The organism is Streptomyces cacaoi, assembly GCF_006539165.1.
GTDB lineage: Bacteria > Actinomycetota > Actinomycetes > Streptomycetales > Streptomycetaceae > Streptomyces > Streptomyces cacaoi.
The window spans coordinates 116,208-142,848 of record NZ_BJMM01000020.1; the positions used below are offsets into that span (position 1 = coordinate 116,208).

The 26,641-nt window shown below is 75.0% G+C and carries 25 protein-coding genes; 14 read left to right on the forward strand and 11 right to left on the reverse strand.

The window, feature by feature from the left end:
* Positions 1 to 19 precede the first annotated feature (19 nt).
* From SCA03_RS19640 to SCA03_RS19665, 5 genes are all read right to left on the reverse strand, one after another.
* A complete protein-coding gene (locus SCA03_RS19640; RefSeq protein ID WP_030889709.1) occupies positions 20 to 478 on the reverse strand; it encodes a VOC family protein in 459 nt (152 codons plus the stop codon).
* Positions 479 to 618: 140 nt separating this feature from the next.
* Entirely contained in the window at positions 619 to 1,635 is a 1,017-nt protein-coding gene (locus SCA03_RS19645; RefSeq protein WP_141275535.1) for an SDR family NAD(P)-dependent oxidoreductase, read from the reverse strand.
* Positions 1,632 to 3,506 (reverse strand): hypothetical protein, encoded by a 1,875-nt coding sequence (locus SCA03_RS19650; RefSeq protein ID WP_141275536.1) that lies wholly within the window; start codon positions 3,504 to 3,506, stop codon positions 1,632 to 1,634. The genes SCA03_RS19645 and SCA03_RS19650 overlap by 4 nt, the downstream gene beginning before the upstream one ends.
* Positions 3,507 to 3,758: 252 nt before the next feature.
* Positions 3,759 to 5,039, reverse strand: a complete 1,281-nt coding sequence (locus SCA03_RS19660) for a DUF1266 domain-containing protein (RefSeq protein ID WP_230988818.1) — start codon at positions 5,037 to 5,039, stop codon at positions 3,759 to 3,761.
* A 76-nt stretch (positions 5,040 to 5,115) separates the two neighbouring features.
* The gene (locus tag SCA03_RS19665) at positions 5,116 to 5,316 is read right to left on the reverse strand and encodes a hypothetical protein (protein ID WP_141275537.1); all 201 of its coding nucleotides are present in this window, start codon (positions 5,314 to 5,316) and stop codon (positions 5,116 to 5,118) included.
* Between the two features lie 231 nt (positions 5,317 to 5,547).
* Between SCA03_RS19665 and SCA03_RS19670 the strand changes: the two genes are divergently transcribed.
* Positions 5,548 to 6,864, forward strand: coding sequence for a DUF5005 domain-containing protein (locus tag SCA03_RS19670; RefSeq protein WP_086814689.1), 1,317 nt, complete (start codon positions 5,548 to 5,550; stop codon positions 6,862 to 6,864).
* Positions 6,865 to 7,014: 150 nt separating this feature from the next.
* Here the strand turns inward: SCA03_RS19670 and SCA03_RS19675 are convergent, their stop codons facing one another.
* The 5 genes from SCA03_RS19675 to SCA03_RS19700 form a co-directional block, all read right to left on the reverse strand.
* Complete coding sequence (locus tag SCA03_RS19675; protein ID WP_086814690.1) at positions 7,015 to 7,515, reverse strand: P-loop nucleotide/nucleoside kinase family protein; 501 nt, start codon at positions 7,513 to 7,515, stop codon at positions 7,015 to 7,017.
* Positions 7,516 to 7,712: 197 nt separating this feature from the next.
* Positions 7,713 to 9,458 carry a Na+/H+ antiporter NhaA gene (nhaA, locus tag SCA03_RS19685; RefSeq protein WP_230988819.1) on the reverse strand — a complete coding sequence of 582 codons (1,746 nt, stop codon included), beginning with the start codon at positions 9,456 to 9,458 and terminating at the stop codon, positions 7,713 to 7,715.
* Between the two features lie 232 nt (positions 9,459 to 9,690).
* Positions 9,691 to 9,900 (reverse strand): DUF397 domain-containing protein, encoded by a 210-nt coding sequence (locus tag SCA03_RS19690; RefSeq protein WP_030889732.1) that lies wholly within the window; start codon positions 9,898 to 9,900, stop codon positions 9,691 to 9,693.
* A 63-nt stretch (positions 9,901 to 9,963) separates the two neighbouring features.
* A complete protein-coding gene (locus SCA03_RS19695) occupies positions 9,964 to 10,173 on the reverse strand; it encodes a DUF397 domain-containing protein (RefSeq protein ID WP_078874907.1) in 210 nt (69 codons plus the stop codon).
* Positions 10,170 to 11,015 (reverse strand): helix-turn-helix domain-containing protein, encoded by an 846-nt coding sequence (locus SCA03_RS19700; protein WP_030889734.1) that lies wholly within the window; start codon positions 11,013 to 11,015, stop codon positions 10,170 to 10,172. Before SCA03_RS19700 ends, SCA03_RS19695 begins: the two co-directional genes overlap by 4 nt.
* Before the next feature lie 444 nt (positions 11,016 to 11,459).
* Here SCA03_RS19700 and SCA03_RS19705 point away from each other — a divergent pair, with 444 nt between their 5' ends.
* The 13 genes from SCA03_RS19705 (at position 11,460) to SCA03_RS19760 (ending at position 26,124) form a co-directional block, all read left to right on the forward strand.
* Positions 11,460 to 11,657: a hypothetical protein gene (locus tag SCA03_RS19705; RefSeq protein WP_030892325.1), complete on the forward strand. Its 198-nt coding sequence runs from the start codon at positions 11,460 to 11,462 to the stop codon at positions 11,655 to 11,657.
* A 69-nt stretch (positions 11,658 to 11,726) separates the two neighbouring features.
* The gene (locus SCA03_RS35175) at positions 11,727 to 11,891 is read left to right on the forward strand and encodes a hypothetical protein (protein ID WP_158102253.1); all 165 of its coding nucleotides are present in this window, start codon (positions 11,727 to 11,729) and stop codon (positions 11,889 to 11,891) included.
* 1,207 nt (positions 11,892 to 13,098) lie between these two features.
* On the forward strand, positions 13,099 to 13,842 hold the full coding sequence (locus tag SCA03_RS19710) for a hypothetical protein (RefSeq protein ID WP_141275538.1): 744 nt from the start codon (positions 13,099 to 13,101) through the stop codon (positions 13,840 to 13,842).
* Between the two features lie 78 nt (positions 13,843 to 13,920).
* Positions 13,921 to 15,375 (forward strand): hypothetical protein, encoded by a 1,455-nt coding sequence (locus tag SCA03_RS37275; RefSeq protein ID WP_230988820.1) that lies wholly within the window; start codon positions 13,921 to 13,923, stop codon positions 15,373 to 15,375.
* Positions 15,372 to 16,685 carry a TadA family conjugal transfer-associated ATPase gene (locus SCA03_RS19720; protein WP_030892317.1) on the forward strand — a complete coding sequence of 438 codons (1,314 nt, stop codon included), beginning with the start codon at positions 15,372 to 15,374 and terminating at the stop codon, positions 16,683 to 16,685. The genes SCA03_RS37275 and SCA03_RS19720 overlap by 4 nt, the downstream gene beginning before the upstream one ends.
* Positions 16,686 to 16,690: 5 nt before the next feature.
* Complete coding sequence (locus SCA03_RS19725; protein ID WP_169729689.1) at positions 16,691 to 17,740, forward strand: type II secretion system F family protein; 1,050 nt, start codon at positions 16,691 to 16,693, stop codon at positions 17,738 to 17,740.
* Positions 17,737 to 18,666: a type II secretion system F family protein gene (locus tag SCA03_RS19730; RefSeq protein WP_030889752.1), complete on the forward strand. Its 930-nt coding sequence runs from the start codon at positions 17,737 to 17,739 to the stop codon at positions 18,664 to 18,666. Before SCA03_RS19725 ends, SCA03_RS19730 begins: the two co-directional genes overlap by 4 nt.
* Positions 18,667 to 18,754: 88 nt before the next feature.
* Positions 18,755 to 19,063: a hypothetical protein gene (locus SCA03_RS19735; protein WP_230988821.1), complete on the forward strand. Its 309-nt coding sequence runs from the start codon at positions 18,755 to 18,757 to the stop codon at positions 19,061 to 19,063.
* Between the two features lie 116 nt (positions 19,064 to 19,179).
* The gene (locus SCA03_RS19740) at positions 19,180 to 19,560 is read left to right on the forward strand and encodes a TadE family protein (RefSeq protein WP_078874147.1); all 381 of its coding nucleotides are present in this window, start codon (positions 19,180 to 19,182) and stop codon (positions 19,558 to 19,560) included.
* 221 nt (positions 19,561 to 19,781) lie between these two features.
* Positions 19,782 to 20,162: a TadE/TadG family type IV pilus assembly protein gene (locus tag SCA03_RS19745; protein WP_051846317.1), complete on the forward strand. Its 381-nt coding sequence runs from the start codon at positions 19,782 to 19,784 to the stop codon at positions 20,160 to 20,162.
* Entirely contained in the window at positions 20,159 to 20,647 is a 489-nt protein-coding gene (locus tag SCA03_RS19750; RefSeq protein ID WP_141275539.1) for a pilus assembly protein TadG-related protein, read from the forward strand. Before SCA03_RS19745 ends, SCA03_RS19750 begins: the two co-directional genes overlap by 4 nt.
* Before the next feature lie 109 nt (positions 20,648 to 20,756).
* Positions 20,757 to 25,064: a hypothetical protein gene (locus tag SCA03_RS37280; RefSeq protein WP_218037777.1), complete on the forward strand. Its 4,308-nt coding sequence runs from the start codon at positions 20,757 to 20,759 to the stop codon at positions 25,062 to 25,064.
* Between the two features lie 253 nt (positions 25,065 to 25,317).
* A complete protein-coding gene (locus tag SCA03_RS19760; protein ID WP_141275540.1) occupies positions 25,318 to 26,124 on the forward strand; it encodes a class I SAM-dependent methyltransferase in 807 nt (268 codons plus the stop codon).
* 237 nt (positions 26,125 to 26,361) lie between these two features.
* Here the strand turns inward: SCA03_RS19760 and SCA03_RS19765 are convergent.
* A partial coding sequence (locus SCA03_RS19765; protein WP_141275541.1) for a LysM peptidoglycan-binding domain-containing protein occupies positions 26,362 to 26,641 on the reverse strand: 280 nt, incomplete at its 5' end.

Here is a 26,641-nt window from a genome sequence, read left to right on the forward strand (position 1 = left end):
CCCCTTTGGGGAACGGGGCCTACTGGACGTCGAATTCGTTGCCCTCCGGGTCGGTCATCGTCACGTGGTGGCTGCCGGGTTCGACGACCGTGTGCAGGGTGCGGGCGCCCAGGCGTTCCAGGCGGGTGACCTCGGCTTCTCTCGCGTCGGGGCCCACGTGGAGGTCGAGGTGGAGCCGGTTCTTGGCCCGCTTGGGTTCGGGGACGGCCAGGAACAGCAGTCGGCGGCCCAGGCCGCTGCCGGTGTTCTCGTCCACCGGGTCGTGGGGGTGGCGTATCGCCGCGGCGTGCCGCCATGCCGCGCGGCCGTCGTGCCGTTCGTCCTGGATGATCTGCGCCTGGTTGATCGCGCCCAGCGCGTGGAGGCGCTCGATGTGGGCGCTGTGGTCCTCGGTGGTGTAGCCCAGAGCCTGGGCCCAGAAGTGGGCGAGGCGGTGGGGGTCCTCGCTGTCGACGACGAGCTTCCAGTCCAGCGGCATGTGGCGTCCGTTCTGTGGTGCGGGCGGTGAGCGGCGGCGCGTGCCGGCTCACCGGGATGCCTGGTTTCTAACCGGGTGTCCGGCGCCGCGCAACCGTCAACCGGCGCCGGGCGGAACCGCGTTGGGCGCGCCGGCCGGGTTCAGCCGGTGATCCGGCCGCCCGCCACGTCGACGGTGAGACCCGTCAGCCACGAGGCCGCGTCCGAGGCCAGGAACAGCGCGGTCGACGCCACGTCGCCCGGCTCGCCCATGCGGCGCAGCGGGTGCCGCAGCGCCGTCCGGTGCTGTTCCTCGGGCGGCATGTCGCGCCGCACCTTCTCCGTGCGGATGCTGGACGGCGCCAGGCAGTTGACCCGCACCCCGTACGGGCCGACCTCGGCGGCCAACTGGCCGGTCAGCATGGAGAGTCCGGCGTGGGCCGCGCCGTAGGCGATGTCCGGGGTGCCGGGCCGGCGTCCCGCCGAGGACGAGAGGGTGAGCACCACGCCGCTGCCGCGCTCGACCATGCCGGGCAGGAACGTCCGCACGGTCAGGAACGCCGAGGTCAGCTCGGTGTCGAGGGTGCGGCGCCAGCGTTCCTCGGTCATCTCCAGGGCGGGCAGCGGTGCGCTGCGGCCACCGGCGAAGGCGGCCAGGACGTCCACGGGGCCCAGTTCGTCCGTGACGCGGTGGGCGAGCGCGGCCAGCGCCCGCGCGTCGGTCACGTCCGTCACGGCGCCGGTCGCCGTGCCGCCCCCGCGGCCGATCTCGTCCACGACGGAGAACAGCGCGGCACGGTCGCGCCCCACCAGGCACACCGCCACGCCCTGCGCGGCCAGGGCCCGGGCCGTCTCGGCGCCGATGCCGCGGGAAGCGCCGGTGACGACGGCGACCTTGCCGGCCAGATCGGGGTAGACGGCGCCGCCGGGCTCCGCCGCCCGGCCTGGAACTCCCGTGTCCCGCGCCGACGCCGACTGCCCCGGCTCCGGGCCGTCGTGGTGCGGACCGTGCCGTCGTGGCGCGTCAGGTCGAGGCTCGTCCCGTTGTGGCCCGTCACGGCGAGGCTCGTGCGGCTGTGCACCCTCGGGCCGAGGGGCGTCACGCCGGGGCTCGTCCCGCTGCCGCGGTGCGCCGGGCCGGGGTGTCGGCTGTGCGGGCGGGTTCTTCTCGTCGCTCATCGGCGGGTCCTTGTCTGCGCGGTGAGGCCGAGCTGCGCCCGGCGGCGGTGCCCGTGGACGGCGGCGGAGACGCCGCACAGCACGAGGGCGGCGCTCGCGCAGGCCCATGCGGTGACGGGCCCGGTCATCCCGAGCGGTTCCCGGGTGCGGGCCTGTGCCTGGCCGCGCGGGTCGTGGAAGACGCGCGGGGTGTCGCCGGTCCCGAAGTCCCGGCAGGGGGCGAGCCGCAGGCCGCCGGCCGTCCCGTCGGCGGTCCGCTGCCCGGGCAGGGGACGCAGATCGCAGTACGGTGCGCCGCGCGTGGGGTGGTGCACCGCTGTCACCTCGGCGCGGATCCAGCTGCCGCGTGCCAGCAGCGTCGCCGTCGAGAAGCCGTACCAGGTGACGACCACGAGCGCGACACCCAGCAGCGCGCCCAGCACCCCGTACCGGCGGCGTGTGCCGTAGCGCACGAGTTCCGGCAGCAGCACCGCCAGCAGCGCGCCCGCCGCCAGCACCAGGCACCAGAAGAGCCCGGTGCCGCCGCCGAGCACGCCCGGCAGGAGCGCGGCCGCCGCGGTGAGCGCGCAGCACAGCAGCGTCGCCACGGTCGCGAGGAGCACGGCGGCGGTACGGGAGAGCCGCTGCGTCCGTGCGTCCAGGCGGGCGGAGAGCCGGGTGAGGGCGGCGGGTTCGGTGCGGAAGCCGGCGTACAGCGCGGTGCGCGGTGTCCGGCCGTCGGCGGGGAGCGCGGCGGGGCGCGGCGGCCGGGTCCGGCGGATCCCGGCGCATCCGGCCGCCGCCAGGATCGCGGTCCACACCAGGAAGGTGCCGTACAGGGTGGGGTCGGGGGCGTCGTACGGGTCGGAGGAGGCGGCCTGGTGGAGACCCGCGGCGAGGAAGACACCGGCGGCGGCGCACGCGGACCACGACGTGACGAGCCATCTGCGGCGTGCCCGCCGGGGCGGCCGGAGCGGTGCGCCGTCCGCCGTCAGCGCCGCGAGCCGGGCGAGCCGGCGGCGGCGTGCCCGGCTGTGCCTGCCCGTGAGGACGAGCAGCACCCCGGCCGCCGGGACGAGCACCGCGCCCACGACGAGCGAGGTGTCCGCCGTCGCGCCGTACAGCCGTCCGACGTGGACGCGCTCGTAGGTCGCCGAGGCGAGCAGTGCGAAACCGACGCAGACGGCGGCGACCAGCGCCGCGCAGCGCGCCAACTGCCGTCCCGCCAGCTGCTCCCGCAGCAGTTCCACCGCCTCGCCGCGCGCCGCCCGGTGCACCGCGACGGCACCGGCCCCGACCCCGGCACCCGTCCCGCCGGACGCCGGGCTCCCTGCCGCGGAGCCCGTCCCGCCGCGTGCCGTGCCCGGGGTGCCACGGGCGCCGGAGTGCGCCGCCCCGGGTGGTGGCGTGGTGGCCCCGTCGGCTCCGCAGAGGGGCGCGGCCCGCGCTCCGACGGGCGTCCCGCCGCGTGCCGTGCCGTGGGCGCCCACCGTGCCGGGGGTTCCGCCGGGTGCCGCGGTGCGCATGCCGTCGTCGGCTGTGTCGGCTGTGTCGGCTGCGTCGGCTGCGTCGGGCGTTCCTTCGCGCGCGTCGTGGGCCCCGGGTGCCGCGCCCCGGCCGCCACGGACGCCGGAGCGTGCCGCGCCGGGCGCCCCGCGGGACGCCTCGTCGTGGGTGCCGTCGTCCGGCCCGGCGGGTGCTCTGCCGGGCGCCTCGTCCCGGGTGCCGTCGTCCGGCCCCGCTGGTGTCCCCTCGGGCGTCCTGTCGGGCGCCCTGCCGGATGCCCCCTCGGGCGTCCCGCCGCGCGTCCCGCCGTGCGTCCCGCCGTGCGCCCCGCCGTGCGCCCCTCCGTGTGTGCCGCCGCTTCCCGGGTCGCGAACAGCGCTGGTCATGGCCGTACTTCCCCCGTTCCCCCGTGGTGTCCTGCCGCGGGGGCCCGCGCGTTCCGCGCCCGGCCCCGTGCGTCCTGCGTGCGGGCGGTCGCCACCCGCACCCGCACTCTATGTGCCGGACCGGCCGGGCCGGTGGCGGCCTCGGGCGGGCAGGACGCGCGGGGCGGGACGGGGCGGACAGGGCGGACAGGGTGGGCGGGGGACGGCCGGAACGGGCCCCGGGCGCCGCGGAGTTGGGCGGAGGGGGCCCGGTCAGCGGAACGGGATCGTGCGCCAGGGGCTCTCCGGGTCGGACATCAGGACCTCGTGCGCGGCCAGCATGTCGGCGTACCAGCTGCCGAACTCCTCCTCGTCGAAGTGGAGGCAGCGGCCGAGTATGTAGCCGGCCGAGAAGTCCTCCCAGGAGGTGTGTTCGAGCATGCTCACCCGGCCCGCGCGGACCACGGCGTCCTCCATCTCCTGCGGGGAGCAGAAGCGCGCGCCGAGCCCCCAGCGGGCCATCTTGGACGCGCGTCCCAGATCCCAGGCGGCGACCGAGCGGACGAACCGGCCCTCGGGCAGCAGCCCGTCGGCGCGGAAACGCTTCTCGTAGCGGACGATGCGGCCGATGAGCCGCTTCACGCCCTCGACGTGGGAGCGCAGTTCGTCCTCGTCCGGGCCCTCGGGGACGGTGACGCCCTCGGGGGTGATCTCCACCTCCGTCGCCCGGCGCCACATGACGCGTTCGACGGTCTGCTTCCACTGCTCGGTGTCGACGTGGCCGCCGAAGTCGCGCGCCATCGACCGGCGTGCGCCCAGCACGAAGTCCCACACGGGGCTGCTCATCTCCATCCGGAGCAGCTCCTCGACGTACTCGCGCCACTTCTCCCGGGTGGTGACGCCCCACCATTCCTCCAGGCGGCGGCGCTCGGCCGGGTAGCCCGTGCCGTGCCAGTGGACGGCGTTCCAGTACGAGTGGTTGGTGGCGCACAGCAGCGCGCCGCACGCCAGCCCCCGGGCGACCGGGCCGGAGTGCGGGCCGCCGGTGCGCAGGGTGAGCACGCGCGGGGTGTCGGCGGCCGGGGCGCGCGCGGCGTGCTCGGCCCACAGGGCGCAGTAGGCGCGGCTCGCGGGGAAGTACGCCTCGCAGGGGCTGCCGGGGTTGACCGCGAGCCACGGCGGGTCGTTCCTGTCCCACACCTCCGCGAGCCGGCCGAGGCTCCCGTAGCGGAAGACCGGGTCCTCGACGGGCGGCGGCAGCATCGCGGTGGTGTACACGACCAGGCACTGCGCCTGGATCTCGGGGCGCCACTCGCGGGTGAACACCGTCCGTCCCTCGTCCGCGAGCGCGCGCGGCAGGGCGAAGAAGAGGTCGGTGTCCGCCAGCACGTCGAGGTAGGCGCCCCAGTCCATCCGGGACTTGGCGTCCATCAGCCGCTCCTCGACCTCGCTGGGCGGCTGCCCCTCCGGCGCCGCGAGGGGCGTGCCCGGGCCGGTGTCCTGGCTGCCGGAAGGCGCGCTGTCGTTCTCCCCGGGCGCCTCGGGGGCCGTCACGGCTGCATCCCTTTCCTCGTCCCTTCGCTGTGGAGGTGTGTGTGCGGTGCGGTGCCGGCCCGGGCCCGGCGTCGGCTCAGGTCAGCAGGTCGATCAGTTCCGGGATCACCAGGAACAGCAGCAGATAGGCGAGCAGCGCCCAGGCGATCATCCGGGAACAGGTCGGCGGTTCCTTCACCTTCTTCATCCGCTGCGGCTTGGGCGGTGCCCAGCCCGCGCCCGGATGTGCGCCGTACGGATTCGGCGGAGGCACGGGCAGTTTGGATCGTCTGCGCACGGTCGAGGTCCCTCACCCTTGGTCAACTCCCGCGCACAGTCTGCTGCACCGTGTTCGAACGCGGGACACCGGGCCCGGAATACGCCCGGGGACGGTCCCGGCGGTGCTGTCGGGAGGCACACAAAGGCGTGACCGCCCCGGCGTCAAGCGGTATCGCAGCGTCCGCAACGGCCGGTTTTTGTGCCGCGGGTGAGGGGTGCGGGTGCACTGTGCCGCCTACGCTGAGGGGTGATGGAGCGTCATGGGGCGGCCGGGAACGCGCGCAGGGCGCGGTGGAATCTCGGGTTCGGGCTGGTGGCGGCGCTGGTGCTGGTCGGCGTGCTGCTCTCGGTGCCGGGGGACGGGCAGGCGCGCGGCTGCGGCGGCGCGCGGGTCACCGGCTGGCGGCCCGACGACGCGATGACGGCGGAGCTGACCCGGTACGGCAACGACAACGCGCGGCTGGACGACTGGACGGGCGGGGACGGCACCCGCTCGGTGCGGCTGCCGGACGGCCGGACCCTGTGGATGTCGGCCGACACGTTCCTGGACGAGGTGCACGGCGGGAAGTCCCGCGACCCGGGCGCGGTGTGGGTGCGCAACTCGGGGCTGGTGATGTCGGCGCAGGGCAGATTCGAACGCACCCTGCTGGGCGGCACGGCGCAGCGTCCTGCGGCGCTGTTCCCGGGGACGGCGGCCGGGGACGGGCGCGAGGTGTGGCGGTGGCCGGTGCAGAGCGTCGTCGAGCCGCGGCGGCCGGGCTCGGCGGAGCAGGTCGTCCGGGTGCTGCTGTGGCAGCGGGAGAAGGGCGAGCCGCCGTGGATCTTCGGGGTGCCGCGGGCCAGCGAGGTGGCCACGTTCTCGCTGCCGGATCTGCGGCTGGAGTCCATCGACACCGTCTACGCGCCGCAGCACACCGATGTCGAACGGCGCGTCCTCTACGGCACGTCGGCGATCACCCGGGACGGCTGGACGTATGTGTTCGGCGCCGACGAGGGCAGCGTCGGCGGGAAGGCGTCCCGTGCGCATGTGGCCCGGGTGCCGCAGGGGCGGCTGGACGAGCCCGGCGCCTGGGAGTTCTGGGGCGGGGACGGCACGGCCCGGCCGTCGGCGGGCGCCCCGGGACGGGCGGCGGGCTGGCAGCGGGACCCGGCGAAGTCCACGCCGATACTGGTGGGCCGGACCGAGCAGCGCGGAGCGACCGGCACCTACACCGTGGTACGCCGGGGCGACAGCTGGCTGCTGCTGACCATGGACGCGGGCGGCCCGGACGGCGGCGGCATCACCGACGTGGTCTCGTACTGGGCGTGCGCGCCGACGGGCCCCTGGCACGGCCCCTCCGCCGTCGCCCAGCCGCCGCTGCCGCCGGGCGGGGCGCGGTACGGCGCGGTCCCGTACAACCCGCAGGGGCATGCGGAGTTCGGCGCGGACGGCGGTGAACTGCTGCTGAGCTACGACGTGAACGTCATGCGCTCGCCCTCGGCGATCCACCAGGACGTCTCGCTCTACCGGCCCCGGTTCCTGCGGCTGGAGACCGGTCCGGCGCGGGGGCCCGGCGCGTCCGGCTGAGGCCCGTCCGGCCACCGCGTCCCGTCCACCGGAGGCCCGTCCCGGTGGCGGGGCCCGGCGGCTCGCCGGGCGGGCGTCGGCAGCCGGGGGTGCTCGGCCTCTCGGACCCGGGCGGGACCCGTCGGGCCGGGGGCCGGCCGGTGCGCGGGCTCAGCCCTCGACAAGGGTGACGGGCAACCCCTCGTCCGGGCCCGGCGGTTCGAAGAGCCGGGCGAGATGGCGTACGCCCGCGGCGTCCAGGGGGTGTGCACCGGGCCGGCGGGCCGCGGTGCGTGCCTCGGCCCGGGCCACGGCGGTCTCCAGCGGTACCCGGACGTGGTGGAGCCGTGCGGCGTACCCGGCGGATACGGCCCACTCACGCCAGTACGCGCGGCGGTCCCGGCTCCACTGGTTCCAGTCGAACACCACGTCGGTGCCGGCGCGCAGCACCTGGAGCGCGGTCTCCCGGATCACCTCCTGGCAGGCCGCCGCCAGGCCCGGGTAGGCCGCGTCGTCGTAGCGGACATCGGGGTACAGGCGCAGCATCCAGGCGTCGAGCCCGAACCGCACGGCGGGCAGCCGCTCGGCGAGCTGCCGCGCGTACGTCGTCTTCCCGGCGCCGTTGAGCCCGCACAGCAGGTGGACGACGGGCCGGCCACCGCGCGCACTCATCCGCTCCTCCTGTCCCGGGGCTGCCCGTTCGGATACCGCCCCTTCCGGTGCTTTCCGTCCCGGGGTTCGCCGTCCCGGGCTGCGCCGTCGTCCCGGCGCCCGCGCAGGGCGGCCGGCGGGCGGGGCGGGAACGTCGTCACCCCGGGGTCGGCGTCCCTGGGGCGACGCCGGCGGGCCGGGCGCCGGGGCCGGCCTGGTCAGGTGCGGCCGGGACCTTCCGGAGGCCCGTCCGGGGAGCCGTCGGAGGGACCGCGGGAGGGGCCGTCGGCGGAGCCGCGGGTGGGGTCACCGGAGCTGGGGCCGGTGCCGGTGCCGGTGCCGGTGCCGGAGCCGGGGCCGGGCTTGGAGCCGGAGCCGGGCTCGGAGCTGGAGCCGGATCCGGGACCGGGCTCGGAGCTGGAGCCGGGGCCGGAGTCGGAGTCGGGAACGGGGCCGTGCGGGGTGCCGGGGCGGACGGGGCGGCGCATGGCTTCCGCCGCGCGGCGGGCCGCCTCCGTGGGGCGCAGGGCGTGGTCCACGGGCTGGTCGATGTCGGCGACGCCGTCGGCGTCCTCGTCCCTGGTCTCCTCCTCCCACAGCCGGCGGTACTTGGCGTCACGCAGCTTCAGCAGGACGCAGGCGACCGCGGCGGCGAACAGGGAGCCCAGCAGCACGGCCGCCTTGGTGTGCTCGGTGACACCGGCGTCGGTGAACGCCAGCTCCGTGACGAGCAGCGAGACGGTGAAGCCGATACCGGCGAGCATGGCGACCCCGGCGATATCGGCCCAGGCCAGATCGGAACCGAGTCTGGCCCGGGTGAACCGGGCCGTCAGATAGGTGCCGCCGAACACGCCGAGGAACTTCCCGGCGAACAGCCCGAGCATCACGCCGAGCGCCTCGGGCTGCCGGAACGTCTCCGCCAGCGCCGAGCCGGAGACGCCGACCCCGGCGGCGAACAGGGCGAAGACGGGCACGGCGAACCCGGCGGACAGCGGGCGCACCAGATGTTCGACGCGCTCGGCCGGCGAACTGCCCGTGTCGCCCGCGCCGGAGCCTGGGCGGTCCGGCCGGACGCGCAGCATCAGGCCCATGGCGACACCGGCGATGGTCGCGTGCACCCCGCTGTTGTAGGCCAGCGCCCAGATGACCACGCCGAGCGGCACATACAGATACCAGCCGCGCACCCGCAGATTGACGTGCAGGACCCGGAAGACGATCAGCCCGACGACGGCACCGGCGAAGGCCGCCCAGTTGAGGGTCGAGGTGTAGAAGACGGCGATGACGAGGATCGCGCCGAGGTCGTCCACGATGGCCAGGGTGAGCAGGAAGGCACGCAGCCCCGAGGGCAGGTTGGTGCCGATGACGGCGAGCACCCCGAGCGCGAAGGCGATGTCGGTGGCCATGGGGACGGCCCAGCCGTGCATCTGCCCCCCGCCGGCGAGGTTCACCGCGACGTAGCACAGCGCGGGCACCGCCATGCCGCACACGGCCGCCACGACGGGCAGTGCGGCGGCGGCCGGTCTGCGCAGCTCGCCCACCGTCAGCTCGCGCTTCAGCTCGATGCCCGCGACGAAGAAGAAGACGGTGAGGATGCCGTCGGAGGCCCAGTGCTCGACGGACAGGTCCAGGCCGAGCGCCGGGATGCCGAAGTGGAACGAGCGGACCGTCTCGTAGAGGTGGCTGAGCGGGGTGTTCGCGCACAGCAGCGCCACCACGGTGGCCACCAGCAGCACGGTGCCGCCGACGGTCTCGGTCCGCAGCGCGTCGGTCAGCAGCCTGCGCTCCCGCGCGGAGGGCCGGGCGAAGAGAGCCGTGCCGGTGCCGTCGGGGCTGTCGGTGCCGTCGGCGCTACCCGCACCGGCCGCGTCTGCACCGTCGGGAGCCGTCGCCCCGGGGGCCTCGGCGCCCTCGTGCGACGGGGCGGGCTGCTCGGGGCTGCGGTCGTCGCCGTGCGGCGCTGCCATGGAGTCTCCGGGGACGCGTAGGGCCAGTAGATGCGGAGATCCGCACCGCCGACCAGTCTTCCCGGCACACCTGTGACGTCTTGATGTGATCTTGACGTTCCCCTCCACCGTACTGGTCGGGGAGCGCGCCGGCGCAAGAGGGGCGGTGAGCACGGCCACCACGAGCCCGGACATGAGCGGCCCCCTTCGCCGTCGCGACGAAGGGGGCGCTTTCGCTGTCGGCGCGCTGTCTTCAGGCGTCGAAGCCGCGCGCCTTGACGTGTGCGATGAAGCCTGCGAATGCGTTCGGGGGGAAGGAGAGGACGGGTCCCTCCGGGTTTTTGCTGTCCCGTACGGGGACCGGGCCGTTCGCAGCGGCGGAGGCGGGAGACCACTCAAGGCAGTTGCCACCCTCGGGGCTGCTGTAGCTCGACTTGACCCACCGGGTCGGTCCGATCTTCACGACAGTGCCTCCATGTGCTCTGCGATCAGGCGTGCGCTCTCCCTGGGCGAGAGTGCGCTGTATTCAGGCGTTGCGGTTGTGTGCCTTGACGTGTGCGATGAAGCCTGCGAATGCGTTCGGGGGGAAGGAGAGGACGGGTCCCTCCGGGTTTTTGCTGTCCCGTACGGGGACCGGGCCGTTCGCAGCGGCGGAGGCGGGAGACCACTCAAGGCAGTTGCCACCCTCTGCGCTGCTGTAGCTCGACTTGACCCACCGGGTAGGCCCAAACTTCACGACAGTGCCTCCATGTGCTCTGCGATCAGGTGTGCGCTCTCCCTGGGCGAGAGTGCGTCGCTGGTGATTTCATCGTAGGTCCGCAGCGCCGTGTGAACGTGATCCAGATCCTCGATGATCCCCGCTGTTCGGTAGCTCTCCACACAGACCGCCACGGCATGGGCCGGTGAGGTCAGGAGCGATACCGGTCCGTCGCTGAACAGGTGCGCCGGTGCGTCGAGCGGCAGGATCTGTACCCGGACTGTGGGGCGTTCCCCAGCCGTCACCAGAGCCTGAAGCTGCTCGCGCATCACGTCCGGTGGACAGAAGCGGCGGCGTAGCACCGACTCGCACAGGACCAGGCGTACATCGGGTGGGGTCTCGCTCTCGTAGATCGCTTGGCGGAGGAGCCGGTTGGCGACGAACGCCGCCACCTCGTCGTCACCCGCGAGGGGAGAGCCACCCTTGACCAGGCAGCGGGCGTACCGCGCTGTCTGGAAGAGCCCGGGAACGATGGTGGGCGACCACTCACGGATGGCCACCGCCGCGCGCTCCAGCGCCATACGCCGCCGGTACAGCGTCGGGAACGAGGAAGCCACGGATTCCTCGTACAGCCGCTTGAACTTGCCGTCCGTGCCCAACACCTGGTCCAGCCGGGCGGGCAGCGCCGGAGGAATCGGGCCGTCGCAACGCTCCACGCGGGAAATCGTGCTCTTGGAGGTCCGGGTCATACGGGCCAATTCGGTCTGTGTGAGCGGCTTTCCCGGGTACAGCTCGCGGGCGCTCCTGCATTCTTCCGCGAACCGGCGGCGCGGGTCCTCCGCGTCTTCGGGGACGCCGGTGTCCCCCGTCTCCGCGCCCATATCTCCCCCTGACCACGCGTCTGGTCACGCGTTGTGACAGTGCTGTTCTCAACGGTCAGCGGCCTGTGCATATGCCGCCAGTACCAAGTTCCAGGTTGGACGCCGAACTCCCCCCAAGGGCAGCCATCCATGCTTCAGGCTTGCCATCGGCCCGCTGCACAGCGTGAGTGTGCGGTCACGGCTGCTCGGAGCGCTCCCGGGGGGAACGAAGCCCAACCGGACTGGTGGAGGAGATGGTCTCATGGGCACTTGTGCCCAAAGGGGGTTTGTCGGCCCAAAGTTGACAAACCCGGATGAATATGCTCTTGCATGGGAGCTGTGTCGGTTCGACCCCGATGCCTGGGCGGTGCGCGCCACGTACGCTCCCGGCGGCACCGGCCCGTACCCGCCGATGGGTCGGGCCCTGCTGCGCGGAGTGCAGGCCGGGTTGAGGCGCCTGCTGCCATGACCACCCCGGAGGAAGCTCGCGCGGCCCCGGTCGCGCAGGGCCCGGAGTTGGAGCCCGTGCCCGTCCCTGAGTGCGACGTGTGTCAGGCCCTGGCCGAAGACCGCGAGGCGGCGCGCGCCAAGGGGTACCGGCTGACCGTCCGCAGCTGCAACGCCGTCATCGCAGGCCACCCGCACGGGCGGGGAGCGCGGTGAGGCATCCCCGTCCCCGACGACAGCACCACTGGGCAACCACCGTCGACACGGAACGAAGGAGGCAGCGGCATGGCCGCCGTCATCGTGATCGAAATGACCGGTAAGGCAGGCAAGGCCGACAAGGCACCGCCCCGAATCAGCGAGGGGCTGAAGGAAGTCGCCACCGCCGACGACACGGAGGAGTGCGCCGCCGACGCCGCTCCCGGGTGCGGCGACGACAATCCCTCCCGGTGATCAGCCACCTCGCGTGACCGCCTGGCGTCGGGAGTCGACTGTCACAGGGGTGTCGCTGTGCCACAGGGCTGTCGCACGGGTGTGGCACGGCTATGGCTGCCGGGGCGGAACCGGGGGCGGTTCCCGGGCGGGTGGGACATCAAGACGGCATAAAGATTGCCGGTTCGCGGCAATGCCCTCGCGGTGCGCTGCTTGTCACGATGGGGCCCGCCGCGCCGGGGGGTGACGGCGGCCGGTGAGGAGGGGAGCGGCGGGGGTGATGTCGCCCGCCGCGACCACCGGCACGGGGACGGGTCCGCTGCCGACGGGGGTGGCGGCGGATCGACGGGCAGAGGGGACGACGCCTTCGACGGGGGTGAAGGCGCCGGCCCCTCTGTCGTTTCCGCCCCTCGGGTGCGGGAGGGGCGCGGTCCGGAGCGGCGGCGCGGGCCGGAACGGCCTCCTTCGCTTTCTGCCGTGGTTGCCGGAATCGGGAGCGGGGCCCTCGGCGGGCAGCCGTTCGGTGGGTAGGCGACCTCGGGCTCCTCGGCGGACAGGTCCCCGGGTCTCTCGGTGGCAGGTCCTCGGGGCCTCGGCGGATGTGCGCTCGGTCCCTCAGTGGGTGGGCTCCCGGTCCCTCAGTGGGTGGAGTGCCGTGCCGGTCCCCTGCTCGGCTCGCCGCCAACGAGGCCGACTTTTCCGGGGTTTCGGTCCTCTCCGGAGTTCAGGAGTTCCGGAGTTCTCGGGTGGGGTTTTCCGAGGTGCGGTTCTCGACGTTCTCCCGGTTTTCCGCAATTCCCCGCGGGGGAGGGGTGATCCGGGTATCCGTGATCCGTTGCGGGCTCCCGTGGCCGTGCTCGCCGGAGGCCGTGTGTTGCCGTGCCGGGCGGTGTGCCGCGGTGGCTGGAGCGGGCCGTCGGGCGTCGGAACGCCGTCCGATCTCCGAATTGCCGGGCGTCTGCGCAGAAATGGTGCCTCGTGTGTGCGGGTGGTGATCCCGGGGGTTTCTGTCCGTTCCCGAGGGGTTCCACAACTCCCTTTCGCCCGGGGGCTCATGGGGCCGGATGCGCCTTGAGGGGGTCTGGGGCCGCTGATAGTGTGCCTTGGGTTTACAACGCGTAGTCGCCTGCGGTGGGGAACCGAGGTGGCGACAGCGGATCATCGCGTGGGGATCAACGGGTTCGGGGGGCTTTCATGGCCGTGGTGACGGGGTGACGGGGGTGGCGGGGTGAAGCCCCAGGAGCGGGGCGGTGCGCAGCGCGCTGCCGTGAGCGCCGCCGTGGGCGGTGACCGGCTGCCGTCGGCGCCCCGGGAGCGCAAACCGGCGCTGGCCGCGCTCGCCGTGCTGCTCGTCCTGCTGGGCGCACTCGGTGCGACGGTGCTGGTGATGCGGGCCGGCGACCGGGTGGAGGCCGTGGCGATCACCAAGCGGGTGCCGCAGGGGCAGCCCGTGCCGGAGTCCGCGATCAGGTCCGTCATGGTCGCCGAGGACAGCGATGTGCAGTACGTGCGCTGGGAGCAGCGCGGGCTGCTGAAGAAGTACCGCTCCGCCACGGACCTCGTCGACGGCACCGTGCTGGTGGGCAGCATGCTCACCAAGGAGAAGGGCGTGGCGCCCGGCAAGTCCGTCGTCGGACTCTCCCTCAAGAGCGGCCAGTTCCCGCCCCGGCTGGAGGAGGGCGACACCGTCTCGGCCTACCTGGTGGGCCGCCGCGACACCGCTTCCGACAGCGACGACACCGGCAGCGGGAGCGGCGGTGGCGGCGGGAGCGGCCGTGGGGGCGGGTCCTCCGCCGACGCGCTGATCACCGACAACGCCAAGGTCCAGTCGATCAAGCGGGATTCGGGCGACTCGCTGAGCAGCGATCTGCCGGTCTCGGTCGTCGTGGACAGGAGCGACGCCGCCGCGCTGACCGCCGCGGCGTCCAACGGCGAGGTGTCCCTCGTGCTCGACTCCTCCGGCGGCCGGTGAGACGGACGTTCCGCGGGCGCGGCCGGTGCGGCGGCGGAGCACAGGGCGTGGATACGAGCCGAAGAGGGGCGTAGCTGGATGGCGCTGATCGCACTCGCCGCCGACAAGGGATCGCCGGGGGTCACCACGGCCGCCGTCGCCCTGTCCGCGGTGTGGCCGCGCCGTGCGCTGCTGGCCGAGGTGGACACGGCCGGCGGGGATCTGGTGTACCGCGGTGCGGCCGACCACGGCGGGCCGCTGGACCCGAACACCGGCATGCTCTCGCTCGCCGCCGCCGCGCGCAGGGGCCTGGCGGCCGAGCAGTTGTGGGAGCACGCGCAGCGGCTGTCCGGCGGGCTCGACGTGCTCGTCGGGCTCGGCAACGCCGAGCAGTCCGCCGGGCTGGCCGGCCAGTGGGACACCCTCGGCCGGGCGTTCGCCTCGCTCGCCGTCTCCCCGCGGCAGGAGGCCGCGGCCGATGTCATCGCCGACTGCGGGCGCATCGGCCCCGATGCGCCGTCCGTCGCGCTCTTCCCGCACGCCGCGCTCGTCCTGCTGGTGGCGCGCGGTGAGCCCGAGCAGATCGCGCGGGTACGGGACCGTGCGGCGGCGCTCTCGCAGCGGCTGCACGGCGGGCAGCGCGGGATGGCGCAGCTGGCGCAGCCGCTGCTCGGGGTGGTGCTGATCGCGGAGGCGTCCGGCGCGGCGAAGATCGCGGGACAGGTCAACGACATGCTCGTCGCCTCGCGTGCGGGCGCGCAGGTGCTCGGGGTGGTCGCGCACGACGCGGCCGGGGCCGAGCAGTTGGCGGGCCGGCGGCGGGGCCGGGTCGAGAAGTCGCTGCTCGTCCGCTCGGTGCGGAAGGTCGCGGCGGACCTCCAGCAGCAGTACGCCGGGATACGGGACGCCGTGCCGGGCGGACCGGACGCCGTGCCGTCGGCCCAACTCCCGGGCACGCCGCCCCCGGAGGCCCGGCCGTACCCGGAGGCCCGGCCGTACCCGCCGGGTCAGCCGAGTCCGGGCGGGCAGTCGACTCCGGACGGCCGGCCGACTCCGGGCGGGCAGCCGTACCCGCCGGGGCAGCCGTATCCCTCGGCTCAGCCGTACCCGTCAGGTCAGCCGTCTCCGTCGACTCAGCCCTCCCCGCCGGTTCAGCCGTCTCCGCCCGCCGCGCCGGTTCAGCCGTCTCCGCCCGCCGCGCCGGAACAGCGCCCTGCCGCCCCGGAGCAGCGTCCCGTCGCCCCGGAGCAGCGTCGGCAGCCGCAGTGGCAGCCCTCGTCGGAGCAGGCGGAGTGGCGGCCCTCGTCGGAGCAGTCGCGGTGGCAGCCGCAGCCGGAGTGGAACCAGCAGTTCGAGCGGGTGGACGGCAGGTTGCGCCCGAGGTCCGGACCGAACGCCGCCCCGGCCCCGGCACCGGACGCGGCCCCGGCCCGGGGCGTGGGCCAGGACCCGGGAACAGCACCGGCTCCGGCACCCGGCACGGCTCCGGCGCCCGGCACGGCTGCGGCGCCCGGCACGGTCCCGGCACCGGGTGACGAGGGGGTGGCGCGGTGAGCGAGCCCGTGGTCGACCATCAGCTCGTCAAGCGGTTCCGGCAGGAGGCCGGGGACCGGATCGCCGAACAGCGCCGTATCGACCAGGCGTCCGGCCTCGCCGCGATGTCCACGGAGGACGAGCGGCAGTTCGCGCGCGCCGTCATCGCGCAGATCCTGGAGGAGTACGCCCGCTCCGAGATCACCTCGGGCCGTGCCCCGCTGGACGCGCCGACGGAGGAGGCGTACGCGGCGGCCGTGCACGCCGCGCTGTTCGGTGTGGGCCGGCTCCAGCCGCTGCTGGACGACCCCGAGGTCGAGAACATCGACGTCAACGGCTTCGACCAGGTCTTCATCGGCTACGCGGACGGCCGGGAGACGCGCGGGGAGCCGGTCGCGGAGTCGGACGAGGAACTGGTCGAGCTGATCCAGATCCTGGGCGCCTACTCCGGGCTGTCGTCCCGCCCGTTCGACTCGGCCAATCCGCAGCTCGATCTGCGGCTGCCGGACGGCTCACGGCTCTCCGCCGTCATGGACGTCACCCGGCGTCCCGCGCTGTCGATCCGGCGGGCCCGGCTGGGCAAGGTCTTCGTCGCCGACCTGGTGGGCAACGGCACCCTCACCCCCGAGCTGGGCGGCTTTCTGACGGCGGCGGTGCGGGCCCGCAAGAACATCATGATCGCCGGGGCGACGAACGCGGGGAAGACGACGCTGCTGCGGGCGCTGGCCAACGAGATCCCCGCGCACGAGCGGCTCATCACCGTCGAGCGCGCCCTGGAGCTGGGGCTCGACCAGTTCCCCGAACTCCATCCCAACGTCGTCGCGTTCGAGGAGCGGCTGCCCAACTCCGAGGGGCAGGGCGCGATCAGCATGGCCGAGCTGGTGCGCCGGTCGCTGCGGATGAACCCGTCGCGGGTGATCGTCGGTGAGGTGCTCGGCGACGAGATCGTCACCATGCTCAACGCGATGTCGCAGGGCAACGACGGTTCGCTGTCCACGATCCACGCCAACAGCTCCAGCGAGGTCTTCAACCGCATCTCGACGTACGCGCTCCAGGCGGACGAGCGGCTGCCGATCGAGGCCAGCCAGATGCTGGTGGCGGGCGCCATCAACTTCGTCGTGTTCGTCGAGCGGCGCAACAACTTCGCGGGCGGCGGGCGGCTGACGCGCTCGGTCACCTCCGTGCGCGAGATCAACGGCGTGGACGGCCGGGTGCTCTCCAGCGAGGTGTTCGCCGAGGCGCCCGACGGGCGGCTGCTGCCGCACGCCCCCCTCTCCTGCGTCCAGGAGCTGGCCGTCCACGGATACAAGCCGACCGGGAACTGGGGGTGACGGGTGTGCCCTTCGACGGCACGGGCGGCGGTCTCTTCTCCGTCACGACGCTGTACGCGCTCGGCTGCGGCGTGGCCGTCGGCGGCGGCCTCGCGCTGCTGATCGTCGCGCTGCGCGGGCTGCCCGCCAAGTCGTCCGCAGACAGGCGGCGTTCGGGGGAGCGGGCCGGGGAGCTGGCCCGGTTCATGAGCAGACGCGGCTCGCTGGCGGCGCTGGCCGGGCTGCTGGTGCTGCTGCTGACCCGCTGGCCCGTGGCGGCCGTCGCCACCGGCGTGCTGGTCTTCGCGTGGGACCGGCTGTTCGGCGGGGCGGCGGAGGAGCGGGCCGCGATGCGGCGGGTCGAGGCGCTGGCCGCCTGGACGGAGTCGCTGCGCGACACGATCGCCGGGGCCGTCGGCCTGGAGCAGGCCATCCCGGCCTCCGCCCGGGCCGCCGCGCCGTCGCTGCGCCCGCACCTGGACGCGCTGATCGACCGGCTGCGGGCCCGCACCCCGCTGCCGGTGGCCCTCCAGCATCTGGCGGACGAGCTGGACGACCCCTCGGCGGACATCGTCGTCGCCGCGCTCGTCCTCAACTCCCGGCTGCGCGGCCCCGGTCTGCGCGAGGTGCTCGGCGCGCTGGCGAAGTCGGCGCGCGAGGAGGTCGACATGCGGCAGCGGGTGATGGCGCAGCGGGCCTCGACGCGGCGCAGCGTGCAGATCGTCGTCGGGGTCAGCGTGGCGTTCGTGCTGGGGCTCGCCATCTTCAACCGGGGCTTCGTCGAGCCGTACGGGAGCCCGCTGGGCCAGGTCGTCCTCGCCTGTGTGTGCGGGATGTTCGCGTGCGGCTTCTGGTGGCTGCGCAAGCTGTCCCGCATCGAGACGCCGGAGCGCTTCCTGGTGCGCGCCGACCCGGCCGTGCAGCCGCGCGCCCGCACGGGCGAGGAGCACGCCGGTACGCCGGGCGGGACGGGCGCCCCGGGTGCCACGGGCACGCCGGGCGCCCCGGGGACCTCCGGCGCCGCCGGGACCCCGGGTGCCGAAAGACCGCGACAGCAGGGGGTGTTCGGACGGTGAGTCCGCTGACGCTGACCGCGCTGGCCGGCGCCGTCGCCGGACTCGGCCTGTTCCTGCTGGTGCGGGCGCTGGCGCCGGGCCGCAAGGGCGCGGTGGCCTCCGTCGCCGAGATCGACGCGCTGCGCGCCCGCACCGCGGCGCACCAGCCCGCCGGCTCCGCCGTCCCCGCCGAGGCCGGCCGGTTCGGCGCGGCCCGGGCCCGGCTGGGCGCGCGGGTCGCCGCCTTCTATCTGCGCCAGGGCTGGGAACTGCGCAGCCTCCGCTCCGACCTGGACGTCCTGGAGCGCGGCTGGGAGGGCTTCCTGGCGACGAAGGTGGTGCTCGGCGCGGTCGGGCTGTTCTTCGGGCCGTTCCTGTTCTCCATCGTCTGGCTGATCGGGTTCGGCAGCAGCCCGCTGATCCCGGTGTGGCTCGCGCTGTTCTTCGCCGTGCTGTTCTTCCTGCTGCCGGACGTGGAGGTGCGCAGGGACGCCGCGAAGAAACGGCGCGATCTGCGGCGCGTGGTCGGCGCCTATCTCGACCTCGTCGCGATGAACCTCGCCGGCGGGCGCGGTCTGCCCGAGGCGCTCAAGGCCGCCAGCGAGGTCAGCGACGGCTGGGCGCTGCGCCGTATCCGGGACGCGCTCGCCGACGCCCGGATCACCGGACAGAGCCAGTGGCAGGCGCTCGGCGCGCTCGGCACCCGGCTGGGCGTGGACGAGCTGAAGGATCTGTCGGCCTCGCTCGCCCTCGTCGCCGACGACGGCGCCAAGGTGCGGGCCTCGCTGGCCTCCCGGGCCGAGACGATGCGGCACCGGGAGCTGGCCGAGATCGAGGGCAGCGCGGGCGAGAAGTCCCAGTCGATGCTGGTGGCCCAACTGATGCTGTGCGCCGGCTTCCTCGTCTTCCTCATCTATCCGGCGGCCATGCGTGTCTTCCAGATCTGAGACAGGGCGCGTGCCGCGTGCCGCGTGAGCGGCCGCCCGCCGGCCCGTACGGACCGATCGAACGAACCGTGTGAAAGGACCGAGAACGATGGCAGGGAAACCGATCCGTTCCACAGAATCCGCGCACTCCGCCGGCGGCCCCGGCTCTCCCGGCTTCCGTGGCCTGCCCGGTCACCCGGCCGTGGACTTCCTCGTCACCTTCGTGCGCGGCCGGATCCAGCGGGCCCGCTCCGGGGAGCTGGACCGGGGCGCCTCCGCCGTCGAGTGGGTGATCATCTCGGCGGTCGTGGTCGCGATCGTCGGTGTCGTCGCCGCCATCATCAACATGGCGCTGCGCAACGGCGCCGACAAGGTGAGCGACTGCATCGACGGTGCGGACGCCGACGGAACCTGCTGAGGCGCACACCGGTGAGAGGGACCCGGCTCGTCGTCCGCGCACGCCGCGCAGGCGCCCTGTGCACGGCAGGCGCACGCCGCCGCGCGGAGGCGATCGCGCGCCGCGGCGACTCCGGCATGAGCGGGATCGAGTTCGTGATCCTCACCCCGGTGCTGTTCTTCCTGATCTTCGCGACGGTGCAGTTCGCGCTGTACTTCTTCGCCGACCACGTGGCACAGGCCGCGGCCCAGGCAGGCGCACGCAAGGCCCGCCAGGAGGCCGACGCCGACCCGGGCGGCTGGCGCGGCAAGGCGCGGGAGACCTCCGCCTCCTACATCGAACAGCTCGGCCCGAAGCTCGTCCTGGGGCCCGAGGTGCGCACGCTCCAGCCGCGGCAGCACACGGTCGGGGTGGAGATCACGGCACGGGTGCCCGCGGTCTTCCCCGGCCTCGACCTGGACGTGCACGCCCTCTCGCAGGGCCCGGTGGAGCGGTTCGTCCCCGACGGAGAGGGATGAGAAGGCTGAGAGGGCTGCGACGGCGGAGAAGACCGGGAGAGCCGGGAGAGCCGGGAGAGCCGGGAGAGTTGACGGTGCAGGGCGGGAGCGGTGCCCGGGAACGCCGGGACACGGGAACGCGCCGGGAACGCCGGAGCCGACGGGCGCGGGCGGCCGCACGGCGGCGGGACGTCGTCCACGGGCCGGGCGGCACCCGGGCGTGCCCCGGTGCGGACGCCGGGATCTCCACGCTCGAAGTCGTCATCATCGCGCCGGTGATGATGCTGTTCATCCTCGTCCTGGTGGCCTTCGGGCAGCTCGTGGACGGGCGCGGCGCGATCGACAGCGCGGCCCGGGACGCGGCACGCGCCGGATCGCTCCAGCACGGCAGCCACGGCGCGGCCATGAACGCCGCCCAGCAGGCCGCGACCGCCACTCTCAAGGGCACCTGCGCGGGCGGCGTCACGGTCCGCGACGCCGGCAGCGACTACCGCTCCGGCGGGCTGTTCACCGTGGAGGTCAGCTGCGAGGTGCGCGGCCTCGGCCTCGTCGGGCTGAACATCACCAAGGAGCTGACGGGACGGTCGAGTTCACCGATCGACCCGTACCGGAGGACGGGATGAACCGGGGAGTGCGGACCGCCGTACGGCGCGCGCTGCGGCAGCGGCTGCCGGCCGCCGTCGCCGGACGGGAACGGGAGCGGGGCTCGGGCGCCGGCGCGGTGCTCGTCTTCGCGCTGCTGTTCCTGGTGCTGGCCGCGTTCGTCGTCGACGGCGGCCTGTCGATCTCCCAGCGGGAGCGCGCCGCGGACATCGCCGAACAGGCCGCCCGCTACGCCGCGCAGGACATCGACGAGGAACAGCTCCGCGTCAGCCAGGGCCGCAACGCGCCCATCAACTACGAGAACTGTGCCCAGCGGGTGGCCGTCTTCGCCCGCCAGTCGGGCCTCTCCGCCGCCGACGTGGCCGCCTCCGGCTGTACGGCGGCGAGCCCGCAGCAGGTGGAGGTCCGTATCCGGCTCACCTACCGGCCGGTGCTCACCGGGCTGTTCTACAGCGCGCCGGTCACCGTCCACGGCACGGCGAAGGCGGAATCCGTGACGGGATGACGCCCCGGGCCCCGCCCGGCCCGCCCCCCTCCTTCCTGGCCCACCGACCCACCAGCCCACCGACCCACCAGCCCACCAGCCCCTCCAGTCACTTCCGGGAGCACACGACATGGCGCGCCGCAGCAAGGCACCGGCTCCGTCCCCGGGCGGCCCCCGGGCCCGCTCGCGTACGCCCGTACCCGTGCGCACCCGGCGCTCCGCCGGGGACGTGCTCAAGGCGGTCTCGGCGTTCCTGGCGCTGGCCGTGCTGCTGGTCGGGGTGCCCGGCGCGCTCGCGTACTTCATCGGCTGGCCGCTGCCCCGCCGGGTGCCCTCGCTCGACATGCTGACGGACGAGATCAGCGCGGGCGTCTTCATCAAGGTGCTCACCGTGGTGGTCTGGCTGGCCTGGGCCCAGTTCACCGCCTGTGTGCTCGTCGAGGCCCGGGCCGCGTTCTCCGGCGTGGGCCTGCCCGCCCGGGTGCCCGCCTCCGGGCCCAGCCAGTGGCTCGCCCGTCAACTGATCGCCGCCATCCTGCTGCTGGGGTCCACGGCGGGCAGCTTCGCCCCCGGCCTGGCCCAGCTGGACCACTCCGGGCGGCCCGGCACACCGGGGCAGCCCGTCGCGGCCACCGCACAGCTCACCCCAGGCCAGGGCGGCGCACACCAGACGCTGCCCGCGCACGTCGGCGGCGCACCCTCCGTCATGGGCGGACACACGAGCTCCGCCGGTCACGGCGGGCACACCGCGGCGGCCGGCGGACCGGACGGAGCGCAGGCGCAGGCGCAGACGCGGACGCAGGGCGGGCACGGCGACGGTGCCGCGGCCGCCGCGCAGCCCACCCGGGGCGCCCGCGCCGACTCGGCCACGAAGTTCTACCGGATCCAGCCGCCCGAGGGCCGCCACCACGACTCCCTGTGGGAGATCGCCGCACGCCACCTCGACGACGGCCGCCGCTACAAGGAGATCTACCGCCTCAACAAGGACCGGGTGCAGCCGGACGGTTCACGGCTGTCCGAGGCCAGCCTCATCCGGCCCGGCTGGATCATGGAGATGCCGGCCGACGCACACGGCGGCGAACTGGTCGAGATGCCGGACGACGCGGAGGAGTTGACGCCGCGCGAACGACGACAGTACGAGGAGTACCAGGGCGACCGCGCTCCCGCCGCACCCGGCCCGGGCGCCTCCGAGGACCGTTCGCCCGGCACGTCCGACGACGGTTCGCCCGGCGCCTCCGACGAGGGGCCCGGCCGCGGTGACGGCTCGGCCGACCGGGACCGCGCGGGCGGACCGGGCGGTGACGGCTCCGGCCCGCAGGAAGGGGCCGGCAGCCCCCGCGAGACGGACGAACCGGCGCAGCCCGACGAGGGCGGCGACGGGCCCTCCGAGAACATCCGGGTACCCGACGCCGAGCGCACCCCGGACCGCCAGGAGCAGTCCGTCCCGCAGGGCCCCGGCCGCTCGCCCACCGTTCCCGACGACGCCCGTCCGGACCCGGCCGACGGGAGCGGCCACGGCGCCGCCCCGAGCCCCGGCCCCGGCATCGACGAGCCCGACGACGTCCGCCCCGGCGTCCCGGACCCGTCGGCCCCCGGCACGCCGTCCGCCGAGGGCGACGGCGACCTGTCCGACGCCGGGCTCCCGGACCCCGACGGCGACAGGCACCCCACGGACCCCGGCGCTTCCGGAGGCTCCGCCGACACCCATGACTCCGCCCCCTCAGGGGACCCCTCCGGCTCCTCCGGCAGCTCCACCGGGGATTCCTCCGGCTCTTCCGACAGCTCTTCCGACCTGGCGCACGCCGGGCTCCCGCCGGAGGAGGACGGCGCCGAGGACACCCGGGCCGGGACCCACCCGGACGCCTCCGGCTCCGGAAGCTCCAGCAGCTCCGACAACTCCGGTGACTCCGACAAGTCCGACAGCTCTGGTGACTCCGGCGGTTCACCGGGCTCCGGCGGCACCGCGCCGGGAGACGACACCTCGGCCCGGGCCCCGCGCACCGGTACGAACGCCCCTGCACAGGGCGGGAGTTCGGGCCCCGGTGCCACCTCCGACCCGGGTTCCGGCGCCGAGGCGGACGCCGGTACCGGTTCCGACTCCGGCTCCACCCCGGGCTCCGGCTCCACCGGCGACGACGGCCCCCACGGCGCGGACGACCCGAACGGCACGGAAGATCCGAACGCCGCGCGCGACCCGGACGGCACGGCGAACCCGGACGAGGCAGGGCACCCGGGCCGCGCCGACGGCACCGGCCACGTGGACGCCCCCGACCGTGCCGGCGACCCCGACCGGGCAGAAGGCACCGACCGGGCGGAAGGCGCGGGCAAGGGCGGGGGTGTGAGCGAGGACACGGGCCCCGGGACCGGCGACGGGAGTCAGCCGGGCTCCGGGTCCGGCGCCGGGTCCGACTCCGACTCCGGCTCCGGCTCGGGGTCCGGCTCGGGCTCCGGGGCTGAGGCCCGGGGAGGCGCCGAGGAGGCCGACGAGGCCGAGGAGGCGTCCCCGGCGGCGGCCGGGAGCCGCTCGCTCGGGCTGCCCGAGGTGCTGCTCGGCTCGCCCTTGCTGGCCGCCGGCGTCCTGGCCGCCCTCGGCAGACGACGGCGCGCGGCGCTGTGGCAGGCGGCGACCGGCGCGTCACGGCGCCGGGGCCCGGGGGACGACTTCCCGCCGCCGTCCGAGTCGGCGGCCCGCGCGGAGGACGCGCTGCTGGCCGCGGCCGCCCCGGACGCCGTACGGTTCGTCGACCGTGCGCTGCGCGGACTCGCCGAGGACCTCGCGGCCCGGCACCGGGAGCCGCCCGCCGTCTACGCCGCCTGGCTCACCGACGAGGAGCTGCACCTCCAACTGGCCGCGGACGGCGGGGAGCCGCCCGCGCCGTGGCGGTTCGGGCAGGACCGCAGCTTCTGGACCATCCGGCGGGCGCACACCCGCGTCGACGTCGGCGCCGGAGTGGCCGCGCCCTATCCGGGGCTGGTCTCCCTCGGGCTGCGGGACGGGGCGCGGCTGCTGCTCAATCTGGAGTCGCTGCCCGGCCCGGTGACCGTCGCCGGTGACGAGGAGACGCGCACGGCCGTGCTGGCCTCCCTCGCCGCCGAACTGGCCACCAGCAGCTGGGCGGAGGGGCTGCGCGTCACCCTCGTCGGCTTCGGCGCGGAGCTGACGGCGCTCGCCCCGGACCGGCTCCACCACGTCCCGGAGCTGGCCGGGCTGCTGGACACGATGGAGGCGGACGCCGCGGCGGAGACCGGGCAGCGGCACGCCCCGACGGCACGGCGGCGCGCACCGCACCTGGTGCTCGTCGGGACGGCGCCGGACGGCGACGAGACGGAGCGGCTCACCGCACTCGCCACCGAGGGTCCCGCGCTGCGCCACACGTTCACCGTGGCGCTGCCGGCCGTGGCGCAACTCCCCGACGCCGCATGGCGGTTCACCGTCCACCCGGCCACGACAGGAGCGGAGGCCGAGGCCGCCGGGGCGGACGACGGCGCGGGCAGTGTGCTGCGCGAGCCGCGCATGGGCCTGGAACTGCGCGCCCAGCTGCTGCCCACCGTGCAGCGGGCCGCCGTGCTGGAGCTGTTCACGGCGGCCGAGGCGACCGAGGCCGGCAGCGGGCCCGGGTTCCGCGCCGACCTCAGCGACGGCGGACGTCCCGCCGTCTACGTCCGGCTGCTCGGCTCCTACGAGGTGCACGGCCTGCCCGAGCCCCAGGAGGAACGCAGCGCACAGCTGCACGAGGCGCTCGCGCTGCTGCTCCTGCACCGGGACGGCGTCCACCCGCGGGTGCTCGGCTCCGCGCTGTGGCCCAGGGGCGTCACCGACGAGGTCCGCGACGCGCTGGTCGAACGGCTGCGCGCCTGGCTGGGCATCGACCCGGACGGCACACCCCGCCTGTCGACGGGGACCGGTGGACGGCTGACGCTGCGGCCCTCGGTCGTCTCCGACTGGGACGTGCTGCGCACCCTCCACCACGGCTGCACCGGAGAACGCGGCTCCCGGCTCTCGCCCGCGCTGCGCCGGCGTCAGCTCGCGGACGCCATGGAGCTGGCCCGCGGCCCGCTGCTCGCCGGTCGCCCGGCCGGCCGCTACGGCTGGCTCGCGCACGAGGACGCCGAGGCCCGGCACCCCCTGCTGGTCGTCGAGCTGGCGCTGGCGCTCTCCGCCGAACACCTCCGCGCAGGCGAGCCCGACCAGGCCGTGCACGCCGTCCGCGCCGGGCTCGGCACCGCGCCGGACGACGAGCGGCTCTGGGACGAACTGCTGCGCACCGCGCATGCGACGGGCATCGGCGAGGCGCTGGACGAGGCGGTCCGCTGGGTCACCGAGCGCAGCGCCCGGCTGCACGGCGCCGACCGCGGACTCCCGCCACGCACCGCGGCCCTCCTCACCGAACTGTCCCCCGGCCACACCCCCCACAGCCCGACGACCCCGACCCACTGACCCGAACCGACCGATCCACTGACCTCGCCCCACTGACCCCCGCACCCACCGACCCACCGCTCGACCCTCCTCGCTCCACTGACCTGGGGCCCCGGTAGCCGCAGGGCCGGCTGCGCCCCTCGTGGCAGTCGTCCGGCCGCTGCGCCCCGCGCGGTATCCGGCGGGGTCACCCTCCGGGGGACGCCGAAGGGCTCGGCGGCGGGGGAGCCTCGTACCGGTGGCCGGAGAGCCCGGCGCCGGAGAGGAGTCCACCGTGTCCGCCGGAACACCACCGCAGTCCGCGACCGCCCCGGACACGGACGGGGAACCGCCGGGGCTGCTTCTCACCCATGCACGCCGGTACAACGCGATGGTCGCCGTGCTGTTCGGCGGCCGGCGGTCCGCGCTGGACGCCTGGCTGGTCCGCGCGGCCGGAGTGCGGCCCGGCGACCGGGTGCTGGACGTGGGCTGCGGGCCGGGCCGTCTGGTGCGCCGGCTGGCGCGGGCGGCCGGTCCGTCCGGTGCCGTCGTGGGCGCCGATCCGTCCGGGCCGATGCTCGACCACGCCCGCCGGCACGCCGCCCGGCTGCCCACCGCGTCCTTCCACCGGGCCCCGGCCCAGGATCTGGGACTGCCCGACGCCTCCTTCGACGTCGTCACGTCCACGTTCGTGCTGCACCACGTCCCGCCCGGCGCCCGGGCCGCCGCGCTCGGGGAGATGTGCCGGGTGCTGCGCCCGGGCGGGCGGCTGCTGCTCGTCGACGCGTATCCGACGGGCGCGTTGGGTCCCCGCGTCGCCCGTCTGATGAGCCGCGTCTCCCGCCACCGCAGCGGCCGCCACCACAGCGCCCGCCAACCCCGGGAACATTCCGGGCACTCCGAGCACTCCGGGCACTCCCGGCTCTCCGGGGGCTCCGACGGCTCGGGGTACTCCGGGCACCCTGTGGACCCGTTCGCCGACACCGACGTACGCGCCCACGTGCCCACCCTGCGCACGCTGGGCCTCACCGACCTGTACACGGCCGACCGCCCGCCGTGGACCCGCTGTCTGCGCGCCGTCAAGCCGGACGGGAAGCGGTAGCCGCACACGGAACGCCCGGCCGGTCAGGCATCCGCGCGGTGGCGCTCCTCTCCCGCACCACCGGAGGCGGCGTGAACAGCCGTGCCGGAGCGGGCCGGTGGGGCCGGGGGCTGCGGGTGGGCCGTGCGTCCGGGGAAAGAGCCATGGCCCGCGCCCTCGGGGGAAGAGGCGCGGGCCATGGCGGTCCGTGCGGGGCGCGGCGGCCCCGTGTCCGGGTTTCCGGTGGAGAGCGGTGGCTCAGCCGACCTGGAGCTTCTGGCCCGGGAAGATGAGGTCGGCGTCGCCGCCGATGGTGGAACGGTTGTCCTCGTACAGCTTGTGCCAGTCGGTGCCGTGCGCCTCGGCGATCTTCGAGAGCGTGTCACCGGACTTGACGGTGTAGTTGCCGTGGCCGGTCTGCGGCGCCTGCTGCGGCTGCGGGGCCTGACGCTGCTGCGGCTGCTGCTGCGGCCGGCTCTGCTGCTGGGGCTGCTGCTGCTTGGGCTGGGCCTGCTGGGAGCCGCCGTCGGGGCTGACA

Bases quoted from the DNA above. Each gene is read 5' to 3' on its own strand.
- SCA03_RS37275 (WP_230988820.1), top strand. From the start codon at position 13,921: ATGGCGCTGATCGCACTCGCCGCCGACAAGGGATCGCCGGGGGTCACC.
- SCA03_RS19700 (WP_030889734.1), bottom strand. From the start codon at position 11,015: ATGGGCGCGGAGACGGGGGACACCGGCGTCCCCGAAGACGCGGAGGAC.
- SCA03_RS19735 (WP_230988821.1), top strand. From the start codon at position 18,755: ATGGCAGGGAAACCGATCCGTTCCACAGAATCCGCGCACTCCGCCGGC.
- SCA03_RS37280 (WP_218037777.1), top strand. From the start codon at position 20,757: ATGGCGCGCCGCAGCAAGGCACCGGCTCCGTCCCCGGGCGGCCCCCGG.
- nhaA (WP_230988819.1), bottom strand. From the start codon at position 9,458: ATGGCAGCGCCGCACGGCGACGACCGCAGCCCCGAGCAGCCCGCCCCG.
- SCA03_RS19675 (WP_086814690.1), bottom strand. From the start codon at position 7,515: ATGAGTGCGCGCGGTGGCCGGCCCGTCGTCCACCTGCTGTGCGGGCTC.
- SCA03_RS19740 (WP_078874147.1), top strand. From the start codon at position 19,180: ATGAGCGGGATCGAGTTCGTGATCCTCACCCCGGTGCTGTTCTTCCTG.
- SCA03_RS19650 (WP_141275536.1), bottom strand. From the start codon at position 3,506: ATGACCAGCGCTGTTCGCGACCCGGGAAGCGGCGGCACACACGGAGGG.
- SCA03_RS35175 (WP_158102253.1), top strand. From the start codon at position 11,727: ATGGCCGCCGTCATCGTGATCGAAATGACCGGTAAGGCAGGCAAGGCC.
- SCA03_RS19645 (WP_141275535.1), bottom strand. From the start codon at position 1,635: ATGAGCGACGAGAAGAACCCGCCCGCACAGCCGACACCCCGGCCCGGC.
- SCA03_RS19705 (WP_030892325.1), top strand. From the start codon at position 11,460: ATGACCACCCCGGAGGAAGCTCGCGCGGCCCCGGTCGCGCAGGGCCCG.
- SCA03_RS19670 (WP_086814689.1), top strand. From the start codon at position 5,548: ATGGAGCGTCATGGGGCGGCCGGGAACGCGCGCAGGGCGCGGTGGAAT.
- SCA03_RS19750 (WP_141275539.1), top strand. From the start codon at position 20,159: ATGAACCGGGGAGTGCGGACCGCCGTACGGCGCGCGCTGCGGCAGCGG.
- SCA03_RS19640 (WP_030889709.1), bottom strand. From the start codon at position 478: ATGCCGCTGGACTGGAAGCTCGTCGTCGACAGCGAGGACCCCCACCGC.